Genomic DNA, 11,534 nt, shown 5'->3' with positions numbered 1-11,534 from the left:
AAAGAACAAGGGGCCGCCAGGCCCCTTGGTTTTGTTGGGGGCTTTGGTTAGCATGCGCCCCATAAATTCAGTTTCGGAACAGTACCATGGCTTCACTGCACTACAAGTTTGCCACCATGAATTCAGGCAAATCGACCCAGCTCATTCAGGCGCACTTCAATTATCTGGAGCGGGGCATGCATCCCTTGGCCATGACACCCGCCATCGACGACCGTTTCGGGGTCGGGGTGATCAGTGCCCGGGTGGGGTTGGAGCTGAGAGTCGAGGTGTTCAGCGATAGCTGCGATCTGTTCGAGATGGTAAAAGCCCGCCATGCCGAGCGGCACATCGACGTGTTCATCGTCGATGAAGCCCAGTTCCTGACCAAGGAGCAGGTCTATCAGCTGGCCCGCATCGTCGACGAGCAGGACATTCCGGTGATCGCCTACGGCCTCAAGACCGATTTTCGCGGCGAGCTGTTTCCCGGCTCCTACCACCTGCTTTGCCTGGCCGACAAGTTCGAGGAGCTGAAAAGCATCTGCTGGTGCGGCAACAAGGCGCACATGAACTCCCGGGTCAATGAAGCCGGCCAGGTGATGCGCGATGGCGAGCAGGTGGAGATCGGCGGCAATGATCGTTATGTCTCCCTGTGCCGCAAACACTATCTGGAAGGGCGAGCATTCAAATAACCTCCTCTTCATCGCGATGAGTGGATAGAAAAAGGCGCCAATCTGGCGCCTTTTTTGTTGCTGGCGGTTCAGTCAATCTCGATGTCGACGGGGGCTATGATGGGATCGGCCACCGGCAGGCGGTGGAACAGCTGGCGAAAGTGCTGCTGCACCCGGCCGATATCCACCAGCGACATGCCGGAGGCGAAGCCGAACCAGACGTAGAGGCCGGTGAGATCGCGAAACATGGGGGGCAGATAACGGGGCGCACTGATCAGCCCCTCCAGATAGTGCTGATAGAGCACCGGGATGTCGTCCAGGGTCACCTTGCCGACAAACAGCATGGGCAGGATCTCGGGTACCCCCTCCAGCACGGCGCTGCGGATGAAGTTGACCGTCTCCACATAGCCCTTCACATAGGAGAGATCCTTGGTGAAGCAGGCGCCCCCCTCGACCATGCCGCCGCGAAACACCCGCTGGGTGATCTTGTAGGCGTCGTGTTCGCTGGTGCCTTGGTCGACGAAGTGCTGGAACACCTCGATAAAGTCGGCGCCACGCTCCGCCATGTCGATGGCCATCACCCGATCCGAGATGCGCTTGGCCCGGTCCGGGAACGAGCTGAAGGTGAGGGTCTCTATCAGCACCGCCAACCCCTCCTGACAGGCCGTGATGCGCGGCGAGCCGGCACTGAGCCAGGTGGCATAGGGTTGCTGGCGTCCGTTGAGGGTTGTGCCCACGTGCACCCAGCCCTCGTGGACCTCCAGCACCTGCAGATCCAGCTCGGAGAAGCGGGCGTGGGAGTTGAGCTTGATGTAATCGCCGCCGGCCGCCGCGTCCGAGACGATGCCATCGCTCAGCTTGACTTGCACGGTGCCGTCACTGAAATAGCTCGACAGCTTGCCCTGCAATTTGGCCACCGCGGCTTCACCTTCGAACTCTTTGGGGTAGGGGCGGACCAGGTGGCGGGCGCCGGGCAGGGAGAAGATATCGCACAGCCTCGCCCCCAGCTCCTTGAGGGTCTTGCGATCGCCGCGCAGGTGATCGCCGGCCGAGCCGTACAGCAGCTGGCTGTAGCGCAGAAAATCCGGTTGGCCGCGCTGGCGCAGCATTTCGATGACCACCATGTATTGATCCACCGTCTCCTGCAGGATGCGGCCAAGCTCGTCCTGAGGGCCGAGCCGGCGGCGGATCCGGTCCCGCAGCTCCTTGAGCTCCAGATACTTGTTGCGAGGATCGAAGCCGAGGGGGAGGCCATCATAGAAGGCTTTGTCGACGGCCGGCAGCGTGCGTCCTCCACTGGCCAGAAAGTCGGCCTGCAGGTGACGGGGCCACTTGATGGCATCCAGAATGCGGATGGGCTTTTGCAGGATCAAGAGTTCATCCGAGAGGGATTTCAGATGCAGGCGGTACTTTTCTTGGATGGTCATTTAGCCCCCTGTGGGGCGAGTGTGGCGCTGGAATGGGCTGAGTATATGCAGGCGGCTTGCCAAAAAGAAGCGAGGCGTGTGCTTATCCGGCCAGTGCGCTTTTGGTTGCCGGAAAATTGGTTTAGACTGCGCCCCTTGATCCCAATTGTGTCGTGGAAATGATGAATATCCCCAGCTCCGAAATGATAATGCGTTGGTTGCAGCAGGCTCGTATCGAGCACTATGTCTGTGATCAGTGCCACGGTATCCACATTGTCTCTCTGCAGTCTGTCGAAGGCATTCAGGAGAGCCGGATCTTCGTCGAAGAGGAAGGGCTGCTGTTTTCATCGGAGCTGGAGGTGCGTCCCTCCGCCTTGCTGCCGCTGGTGGCCGAACTGGGTCGTCTCAACATGCAGTACCCGTCGCTCAAGGTGTTCCTCGACATCATCGATGACAACCTGCCGCGTCTGGTGGTGGGCCACACCGTCTTCACCAAGGCCGGTCTTTCGGTCGAGCAGTTCCTGTTGTTCGTTGAAAGCACCATCGCCACCACTCATGAAGTGGTCTCCGAATGCGAGCGGTTGGGCTTCTTGAATCTGCCGGAAATCCAGGTTGCACCGGAGTCAGTGCACTGATTTGTGCGTTAAATGTGCGAACGGTTCGCCTGATGCAAAAAGCCGTTGACGCAGGCGGGGCTTTCCCCTAAATTACGCCCCGTTCCAGCGCAACGGCGCAGAGAACACAGTGCTGGCTGAGCACGTTAAACAACAGACCAAAATTTGGTGAGGTGTCCGAGTGGCTGAAGGAGCACGCCTGGAAAGTGTGTATACGGCAACGTATCGAGGGTTCGAATCCCTCCCTCACCGCCAAATAAAGTAAAAGGGCCTGTCGCAAGACAGGCCCTTTTACTTTATCCGGTGACGGGCGGCGCGGTTCGGGCCCTGGTTCGACAGGCGGGCAGGATAGTCCGCCTGGACGGCCAGAGGCCGCCCGCAGGGCGAGCGCCATGGATGGCGCGAGTCAATCCCGACCCAGCGTGCAGATTGAAAAACCGACCTGATGGTCGGTTTTTTGCTTTGGGGAAGAATTATCCGTTCATGTCGAAGAGAGAGGGTGAGAACCCTCACCGGGTTCGAGCAGAGCAGCTTGCTGCGATGAAGGATCGCAGGCCGCCCCGAAGGGGTGAGCCACGCAGTGGCGAATGATCCTTTCCTCATCGCCAAACAAAGTAAAAGGGCCTATCGCAAGATAGGCCCTTTTACTTTATCCGCTGACGGCGGCCGGGTTCTGACCCAGGCTCGACCTGCGGGCAGGGTAGCCCGCTTGGGCGTTATGCAAGGAAGCTTGCCAAGCTGTCCATCTCATTGAGCAGCGCGCTCACCACGTTGCCTCCCTTCTTCCTTATTACGCTGGCGCCAAGAGGTCTGTTTTTCGAAGACATATTGGCGCGCTTCTTTCTGTTTATCTGAACCAAAGGGGAGAGTCTTTGGTGGCCCACGCTTTGATTGGCCAAGTACCTCTCTTCAGTAAGTGATCGCTGGGTAATAGGTGATAGGTAGAGATAAGCTCTGCTCTGCGCAATGTATTGCCATTTATTCAGTGATTGGTGCTGGTTGTGCAATGACGGGTAGTTTTATGTGCCAACCGCGCAACTTGTTGCGCCGCATGGCGGCTGTGCAAGTGAGGATATATTTTACTTATTTGTTTTTTAAAGAAAAAACTGTTTGGCATGGTCACTGCTAACGGATTCGGTCGAGTGTCATTACCGTTCAACCAATCAGGAGCATACCCATGCCAACTCCATGTTATATCAGCATCGAAGGTAAAACCCAGGGCAACATCACCGCCGGTGCCTTCACTTCCGATTCCGTCGGCAACATCTTCGTGCAGGGCCACGAAGACGAGATGCTTGTACAAGAGTTCCAGCACGTCGTGACCGTACCGACTGACCCGCAATCTGGTCAGCCTGCTGGTCAGCGTGTCCACAAGCCGTTCAAGTTCACTGTTGCGCTGAACAAAGCCGTGCCGCTGATGTACAACTCCCTGGCCTCCGGCGAAATGCTGCCGAAAGTGACCCTGAAGTGGTACCGCACCTCCGTCGAGGGCAAGCAGGAGCACTTCTTCTCTACCGTGCTGACCGATGCCACCATCGTCGACATCGACTGCCAGATGCCGCACTGCCAGGATCCGGCGAAGTCTGACTTCACCCAGCTGATCCAGGTCTCCATGGCCTACCGCAAGATTGACTGGGAGCACACCGTTGCCGGTACTTCCGGTGCAGATGACTGGCGTGCGCCGATCGAGGCGTAACTTGCCCATCAGGGGCACTGCTTGCGGTGCCCCTTGTTTTCCTCACCCATAGCCCGTTGCTTTCAACCGAGTCAGCTAGTTTCCCCCTCATTTTTCTTATGTCCGTTTGCCTGGTGTGAGCGGGTACAAGAAAAAATCTGGGTTTACGTCTTGCCGCACGCCGTCAAGGGCGTGCGGTAGCCATGGTGTCAGAAAAACCGGGGCGATGGCGGATCTCTCACCCGGCTTGCAGTGCCCCGCCTGATGGGGCTACACGACATCTCAGAGGCGCTCAGCGATGGCAGACAGCACAGGATTACAATTTACCGTCAAGGTGGGGGCCCTGCCCGAGAGCACCTTCGTGGTGGCCGAGTTTGCGCTGGATGAGGCGTTGAACCGGCCGTTCAACCTGCGCCTGGAGCTGGCAAGTGCCCAGCCAGACATCGACTTTGGCGCCGTGCTGGACCAGCCCTGCGAGCTGCTGGTGTGGTACAACGGCGAGCTGCAGCGCCGGGTGTGCGGGGTGGTCAGTGACTTCGCGCAGGGGGACAGCGGCTTTCGCCGCACCCGCTATCAGCTGCTGGTGCAGCCGGCGCTGTGGCGGCTGTCACTTCGCCAGAACTCTCGCATCTTCCAGGCGCAGAAGCCCGATGAAATCCTCTCCATCCTGTTGCAAGAGCACGGCATCACCGACTATGCCTTTGCGCTCAAGAACGAGCACGCCAAGCGGGAGTACTGCGTCCAGTACCGGGAAACCGACCTCGACCTCGTGAACCGGCTCGCCGCCGAAGAGGGGATGTTCTACTTCCACGAGTTTGAAGCGGGCAAGCACCGCATCGTGTTTGCCGACGATGCGGCGGCATTGACCCAAGGCCCCGAGCTCTTCTTCAACCTCGGCAACCGTTCCCTCGAGCAAGGCCCCTATGTGCGCCAGTTCCACTACCGGGAGGCGGTGCGCCCGTCGGATGTGGAGCTCAAAGACTACAGCTTCAAGACGCCGGCTTACGGCCTCTCCCACAAGAAAGTGGGGGCGGAGCTTGCGCATCAACGGGATACCTACCAGCACTTCGATTTCCCGGGCCGCTACAAGCAGGATGGCAGCGGCAAGGCCTTTGCCCAGCACCGGCTGGATGCGCTGCGCAATGACGCGGTGGCGGGCCAGGCTAAGTCCAACTGCGCGGCTTTGCTGCCGGGTCAGCACTTTTCACTCACTGAACATCCCAACGGCAGCCTCAACACCGACTGGCAAATCGTGCGCATCCAGCACACCGGCTTGCAGCCGCAGGCACTGGAAGAGGAGGGGGGCAGCGGCCCCACTGTCTACCACAACGAATTCGGGGTGGTAAAAGCGAGCACCACCTGGCGGGCGCGCATCGGCAGCCCGGAAGCCCCTCACAAGCCGATGGTGGATGGCCCGCAAATCGCCATGGTGGTGGGTCCCGAAGGGGAGGAGATTTACTGCGACGAGCACGGCCGGGTGAAGCTGCAGTTCCCGTGGGACCGCTACGGCTCGAGCAACGACCAGAGCTCTTGTTGGGTGCGAGTATCCCAGGGCTGGGCCGGCGGTCAGTACGGCATGATGGCCATCCCGCGCATAGGCCACGAGGTCATCGTGAGCTTTCTGGAAGGTGATCCGGACCAGCCCATCGTCACCGGCCGCACCTATCATGCCACCAACCGGCCGCCCTACGAGCTGCCGGCCAACAAGACCCGCACCGTGCTGCGCACCGAAACCCACCAGGGCGAGGGCTTCAACGAGCTGCGCTTTGAAGACCAGGCTGGGCAGGAAGAGATTTACATCCACGGTCAGAAAGACCTGAACGTGCTTATCGAGAACGATGCGGCGTGGCATATCAAGCATGACGAGCATCGGGATATCGACAATGAGCGGGTGACCCGTGTCAAAGCCAACGACCACCTGACGGTAGAGGGTGAGAAGCGCGACCAGATAAAAGCCGACTACTCGCTGACTGTCGATACCTCCATGCATCAAAAACTCGGTCAGAGCTGGCTCACCCAGGCGGGACAGGAAGTGCACGTAAAAGCCGGTGCCAAGGTGGTGCTGGAAGCGGGTTCTGAAATTACCGTCAAGGTCGGTGGCTGCTTTATCAAGGTCGATGGCGGCGGTGTCACCCTGGTCGGCCCCACCATCAAGATGAACTCGGGTGGTAATGCAGGCTCTGGATCCGGTTGGGCTGGCAAGGTACCCAAGAGCATGGAGGGTATGCTGGACAGCCCTCACACACGCTGGATGAAGTTTTATCACCTCGACTCCGAGCTGATGCCGCTGGCGGGCACCCCCTACAAGGCCGTATTGAGCGATGGTTCGGTGCGGGAAGGCACGCTGGATGGTGAGGGCATGGCGCTACTCGAGGATGTACCTGCTGGCACCGCTTCAGTGACCTATGACCTGCAGGACAATTTTGTCGATCTGCCCCGTGAATCCATCTCGGCCCTCACCGGCCATCTCGACAGTCTGAGCGACGAGGGCTGATATGTTCGGTAACGATCTGTTTGAGCAGCTCTATGACCACCTGGATAAGGCGGTGTCTGGTGGCGCGGCCTATGTCAAACAAAGTGCAGAGGCGGTAAAAAAGGGGGTTGCTTCCAGCCTGCAGTGGATTTGGGAGGCCCTGCAGGGGGATTTCAACCCCAATCAAAGTGCAGGACAAATCGCCGCCAATGCGGTGCTGGGCCTCATTCCGGTCGTCGATCAGGTGCTGGATTGTCGCGATCTGATTGCCAATGCCCGGGATATTTCCCGTGATCCCAAGCAGCCGGATAAATGGGTTTTTCTGAGCTTTACCCTGATTGGCCTGATCCCGTCGCTGGGCTCAGCCCTCAAGGGGGTGTTGAAGATCATCTTCCTGTTTGTCCGCAAGGCGGGTGGGGATGCCACCAAGGCGATCAGACCCGCAATGGCGCCCGTGCTGACGTTTCTCAGTGATCCCAAGGTCAAGAAAGTGCTGGGTATCTCGCGCCTCGACAAGGTGCTGAAAGGATTTGCCGGCCAGATCCGTGGGCTGAGAGGACAGATTGCCGTCAGCGTGCTGCTGGGTTATCTGAATGATGCAGTCAAGTCACTGACCAGTTTGATCGGCAAGATCAAGGGATTGGCTCCTGCTTCAGTCAGGATCTGGCTTGAGCAATCCCAGCGTCTGGTGTTGCAGATGCAGTCACAGGCGGGTCAGATGCTGCCTGTCGCCATGGGGCCCGTGCTCAAATCCCTCGATGAGATAGCCGCGGGATTGGAGAAAGAGGCGGTCAAGCATGCCCCTGGTTACAAGGCCGTGCCCGGTGGTACCGTTATCCACCCGCTGCCGGACGATGTGGTCAAAGTGAACCTCAAGATCCTGAGCCGCTCGAAGAAAGGGATTTATGGTGAGATCATCAGCGACAACTGGATGGCAAACCACAAGTTCGAGAACCTGTTGCCAGAACATCGCCGGGTACGTAGCCTGAATGACAAGCCCAGAGGGCGGGGCATCGATGGTATCTACAAGAATACCAATCCTCCTCCTCCCTACGTGGTGACCGAGACCAAGTTTCGGACGGCAGGGGGGGAGTATATTGACGAGGATGGCACCAAGAGCACCAAGCTGTTGTCGATGACCAAGGGGTCGGGCAAGCAGATGAGCAATTTGTGGATAGAAAGGCGATTACCGGATGAAATAGCAGATAAAAAGCTATTGGCGGATATCAGAAAACAAAAATATGAATCTTGGTTGATGATCGTCGATGAGTCTGGTGAGGTGATTCAGATCACCAAGTTGAATAAGAATGCCGATGCTATCGGTACTATCCCGGTCAAGTAGGAGTAGAGAATGAGTTCGTTTATTGAGCAGCGTCGAGATCCACTATTATCTGAGGATTTCTTCTTGGTTCAGCTAGAAGACTACAAAGAATCGCTCTATTTTGACCAGGAGTGGTGGAGCTGGATAAATGATCCTCACCATGAACGCTGGAGTGACCCAGCAGGATTGCCTACTCGCTCTGGTGCCAGTGCGGGCATGTTTATGGATAATCTTGAACATCTGATCTTGCTTTATTCTGGCGGAGTCTCTCATGAAGAGGTTATTGCTCAGCTAGGCGTCGTCACTAAAGAGTTTTTACGCCATAAAAAAGAGTTTCCAGATGAACTGTTTTATTACTGGGAGCAAGATGCTTATCAATATCTGCTCTGGATGTTCTCATTAAGCATCCTCTATGGCCAGGATGAGATATTGCCCGAGTTGGTGCGTTATATCAGTAAGAATCCGGAAGGGGACGACGACCCGCTGTGGAGCGTACTGTTGGCCCGCCTGGGTTATCCTGGCTTCCCTCGAGGTCCAGAATCCTATATTCCAGAGGTGTACCGCCCGCTATTTGATGCCATCAAGGGAGATGGTGTGAATCCCACCAAGGTTGAGCGTCAGGCGAGCATCAAGCAATATCTCAAAGGATGGTACAAGGGGTGTAAAGAGTGCTATTGGCACGACAGGCACAAGGCAAAGCATGCCATCTACTTTGGCTATTGGGCTTTTGAAGCGGCGCTGGTCACCCTGCTTTATGAGCTGGATGACAGCAGCTATCGAGACATGCGCTATTACCCCAAGGATCTGGTCGATTATGCCAGAGCCAATGGTATTGCAGAGAAATGGCAGGCATTGCGAGTAGCCCAACATCCTATTGCCATGCCGGGTTCCGTGGTGGAGCAGGATGGCAACTGGCGCTGCAACCTGACCGATGAGCAGTGGCAGCTTCGCAAAGGGCAGCGCTTACCTTCCCAAACCCATGTCAACAAGGACGACATGTTGTTCTGGGTACAGGAGTAGTCCGCAGTGTATCGATCATGCATTGCCTGCGTGATCGATACATCGCGAACCGAGCATCGTTTTGGTGCTGCCGTGGTATTGCTTGGCCCCTTTGGCTCTGTATGAAAAAATCGAGAAAGAAAGGTGAAGGCGATAAAAAAACTATTTCTGCTCCTCTCTGTCATTATCTTGTCACCCCTGTTGATCCCCATGGTCTATGTCGAAAGACGAAGAAAGAAATGGCTTCTATCAATTTTACTATCCCCTCTGCCTGAAGAGATCAGAGCCGGCAGATTGAACGCGCTGATGAATACCCATACCGATGAGCTACAGGGCGGCATTGTGTCAACACTTGTTGAATTCAACTCTGATGAACATTGGGTGTGTCTTAATATTGACTGGCGAGACGTCGAGGAAGTTGAGTTGCAGGGTAACGCATTGGCGGATATTCACGGTATCAAGGAACATTTTATTTGCTCCGAACCGGGTGAGGATACATCGGTTTGGCACATGTTGGTGCTTTATGACTTATGGCTGCAAGCGCGAGGATATGAAGTCGTGCTTTGGGATATAGATGCAGATCAATATACAGGGTTTATTTGTCGAACGGATGTTCTCGATAAACTGTTAAACGAGGGGCGCAAGCTGGGTTTAGCTCTGGTCAAGCTGGATCATGTAAACGAACAATAAGATTATTGGGCGTCATGGGCATGTCCAGAACAAGGTCTGTTTAAAATTTGGTAAGCAATAGAAAGTCTATCTGGTTGTAAGCAAGCATTATGTACACAGCCACCCTTCCATCTTCATTATTTGCAGATACAAACGATGACATACCGCACATTATGTTTGGTACTGGCGAGCCATTGGCTCGCCGCTTGTTCCACTACGAAACCACAGACTGAATCCGATCTCATTCAAGCCGCTCAGCAGGGCCAAGGCAAGGCGCAATATGAGCTGGCCAATCGTTTGGCGGCCAAGCCGGATTATCCCGAGGCGATGCACTGGATGAAGCAGGCCGCGGATCAAGCAGGGCCTTTGGCAGCGGATGCCGACATTCGAGGAAAAGCGGCTCTGCAGGTAGGAAGCTGGTATCGGGTGGGTCTGGGTGAGCCGAAGAATCCTCAATTAGCCGAGAACTGGTGGCAGCGCTCGGCCAAGCTGGGCAACCGTGAAGCCAGTTATCAGCTGGGGAGGAATTGTCAGCAGCACAAAGGCAAGCTGGTAAGCGAGTGCCTCGACTGGTTCGAGCAGGCAGCCAAACGGGATCATGCCGAAGCGCAACTGATCCTGGGGCAATGGTATGCCAAGCAGCCTGGAGCCGATGTGGATGCTGTCAAATGGTTGGAGAAAGCCGCTGAGCAAGGCAATCGCGACGCGCAATATCAGTTGGGATTGCGCTACGAGCAGGGGCAGGGGGTAAGCAAACGCAGCGATGTGGCGCAGCGCTGGTTTGAGAAGGCTGCTGCCCAGCAGCAACCGGATGCCTTGCTGATCCTGGCACGCAAAGCTGCACCTGAGGAGGCGTTCAGTTTCTATCAGCGGGCTGCCAATGCAGGGTCTGCGCCAGCTCAACTGTGGCTGGGGCAGGCTTATCTGGCAGGAGAAAAGGTCGTTCAGGATCTTGCCTTGGGTCGTTATTGGCTGGAGCTGGCTGCTGGCAATGGTTCTCATGAAGCCGAATATCAGTTGAGCCTGCAACAGAGCGATGCTGCGGCGCGAGAGCATTGGTTGACGCGTGCCGCAGAAGGGGGATTGAGCCAGGCTCAGCTGGCATTGGCGCAATGGCAGCAAGAACGGGGGGACCTTGTGACCGCTCGTCAGAATTTTGCACTGGCTGCAGCACAGGGTGACGTCGATGCCCGTTATGCCTATGGCGAGATGCTGCGGTTGGGATTGGGCGGCAAGGAAGATTATGTGCAGGCGCTCAAACAGTATCGATTGGCTGCCAATGCCCAGCACAGAATCGCCCAATATCGCATGGGGATCATGCGTGAACAGGGGCTGGGAGCACCACGCAATAGAGTGCATGCTTATGCATGGTATTTGTTGGCGGCCACAGATGGTAATCAAGCGTCTGTCAACGCCCGTGATGAACTGGAAAAAGGCATGACGGAAAAAGAAAAAAGTGTTGGACAAAAGTTGGCGCAGCATTGGTTTTTACAACATAAAAATCAGCTGGAATTGTTTCCTGGTTAAGTAGAGGAATTACCTTTCAATCTAGGAACTCATCTTTTCAATGATCTCATTACGATGGCAATGCATTGTTTTCTTGGTTTTTCAATGAGTTCTGGCTAGCTGATGAAAGCTGCTTATCATGTCCTTTCATGTAATGGAATCCTATTGTGTGCTGTCGCGGCACAGTTTGACGCATGGATGGCATTATATTTTCGACAGTAAGT

9 protein-coding genes, 1 tRNA gene and 1 other RNA gene are annotated in these 11,534 nt (G+C 56.1%); 10 read left to right on the top strand and 1 reads right to left on the bottom strand.

Going from position 1 to position 11,534, the window contains the following annotated elements; all coding sequences use genetic code 11:
• Window positions 1-86: 86 nt before the first annotated feature.
• The gene (locus OKB87_RS07120; protein ID WP_011705703.1) at window positions 87-668 is read left to right on the top strand and encodes a thymidine kinase; all 582 of its coding nucleotides are present in this window, start codon (window positions 87-89) and stop codon (window positions 666-668) included.
• Between the two features lie 68 nt (window positions 669-736).
• On the opposite strand, the gene OKB87_RS07115 is transcribed toward OKB87_RS07120, so the two are convergent.
• Window positions 737-2,074, bottom strand: coding sequence for a flavohemoglobin expression-modulating QEGLA motif protein (locus OKB87_RS07115; protein WP_270826965.1), 1,338 nt, complete (start codon window positions 2,072-2,074; stop codon window positions 737-739).
• A gap of 158 nt (window positions 2,075-2,232) precedes the next feature.
• On the opposite strand from OKB87_RS07115, the gene OKB87_RS07110 reads away from it, so the two are divergent.
• The 9 genes from OKB87_RS07110 (at window position 2,233) to OKB87_RS07070 (ending at window position 11,331) form a co-directional block, all read left to right on the top strand.
• Window positions 2,233-2,688: a YbjN domain-containing protein gene (locus tag OKB87_RS07110; RefSeq protein ID WP_029301206.1), complete on the top strand. Its 456-nt coding sequence runs from the start codon at window positions 2,233-2,235 to the stop codon at window positions 2,686-2,688.
• Between the two features lie 146 nt (window positions 2,689-2,834).
• Window positions 2,835-2,922 (top strand) — tRNA-Ser (locus tag OKB87_RS07105).
• A gap of 223 nt (window positions 2,923-3,145) precedes the next feature.
• A non-coding RNA gene (locus OKB87_RS07100) (RtT sRNA) lies at window positions 3,146-3,275 on the top strand.
• A gap of 569 nt (window positions 3,276-3,844) precedes the next feature.
• Window positions 3,845-4,363: a type VI secretion system effector Hcp1 gene (gene hcp1 / locus OKB87_RS07095; protein ID WP_005332563.1), complete on the top strand. Its 519-nt coding sequence runs from the start codon at window positions 3,845-3,847 to the stop codon at window positions 4,361-4,363.
• A gap of 277 nt (window positions 4,364-4,640) precedes the next feature.
• Window positions 4,641-6,836, top strand: a complete 2,196-nt coding sequence (gene vgrG, locus OKB87_RS07090; protein ID WP_270826962.1) for a type VI secretion system effector VgrG — start codon at window positions 4,641-4,643, stop codon at window positions 6,834-6,836.
• Between the two features lies 1 nt (window position 6,837).
• The gene (locus OKB87_RS07085; protein WP_270826961.1) at window positions 6,838-8,157 is read left to right on the top strand and encodes a type VI secretion system polymorphic nuclease effector; all 1,320 of its coding nucleotides are present in this window, start codon (window positions 6,838-6,840) and stop codon (window positions 8,155-8,157) included.
• Window positions 8,158-8,166: 9 nt separating this feature from the next.
• Window positions 8,167-9,156, top strand: coding sequence for a PoNi-like cognate immunity protein (locus OKB87_RS07080; RefSeq protein WP_270826960.1), 990 nt, complete (start codon window positions 8,167-8,169; stop codon window positions 9,154-9,156).
• A 285-nt stretch (window positions 9,157-9,441) separates the two neighbouring features.
• On the top strand, window positions 9,442-9,825 hold the full coding sequence (locus tag OKB87_RS07075) for a DUF6630 family protein (RefSeq protein WP_235195040.1): 384 nt from the start codon (window positions 9,442-9,444) through the stop codon (window positions 9,823-9,825).
• A 135-nt stretch (window positions 9,826-9,960) separates the two neighbouring features.
• Window positions 9,961-11,331 (top strand): tetratricopeptide repeat protein, encoded by a 1,371-nt coding sequence (locus OKB87_RS07070; protein ID WP_270826958.1) that lies wholly within the window; start codon window positions 9,961-9,963, stop codon window positions 11,329-11,331.
• Window positions 11,332-11,534: the final 203 nt, after the last annotated feature.

The sequence above is a fragment of the Aeromonas sp. Y318-1 genome, from assembly GCF_027706125.1.
Lineage (GTDB): Bacteria > Pseudomonadota > Gammaproteobacteria > Enterobacterales > Aeromonadaceae > Aeromonas > Aeromonas hydrophila.
Note: the sequence above shows the minus strand (reverse complement) of the source record. Positions and strands in the feature narration are given on the sequence as shown.

Excerpts from the sequence above, each read along its gene's own strand:
- vgrG (WP_270826962.1), top strand. The coding sequence starts at position 4,641 with ATGGCAGACAGCACAGGATTACAATTTACCGTCAAGGTGGGGGCCCTG.
- hcp1 (WP_005332563.1), top strand. The coding sequence starts at position 3,845 with ATGCCAACTCCATGTTATATCAGCATCGAAGGTAAAACCCAGGGCAAC.
- OKB87_RS07115 (WP_270826965.1), bottom strand. The coding sequence starts at position 2,074 with ATGACCATCCAAGAAAAGTACCGCCTGCATCTGAAATCCCTCTCGGAT.
- OKB87_RS07070 (WP_270826958.1), top strand. The coding sequence starts at position 9,961 with ATGACATACCGCACATTATGTTTGGTACTGGCGAGCCATTGGCTCGCC.
- OKB87_RS07080 (WP_270826960.1), top strand. The coding sequence starts at position 8,167 with ATGAGTTCGTTTATTGAGCAGCGTCGAGATCCACTATTATCTGAGGAT.
- OKB87_RS07120 (WP_011705703.1), top strand. The coding sequence starts at position 87 with ATGGCTTCACTGCACTACAAGTTTGCCACCATGAATTCAGGCAAATCG.
- OKB87_RS07085 (WP_270826961.1), top strand. The coding sequence starts at position 6,838 with ATGTTCGGTAACGATCTGTTTGAGCAGCTCTATGACCACCTGGATAAG.
- OKB87_RS07075 (WP_235195040.1), top strand. The coding sequence starts at position 9,442 with ATGAATACCCATACCGATGAGCTACAGGGCGGCATTGTGTCAACACTT.
- OKB87_RS07110 (WP_029301206.1), top strand. The coding sequence starts at position 2,233 with ATGATGAATATCCCCAGCTCCGAAATGATAATGCGTTGGTTGCAGCAG.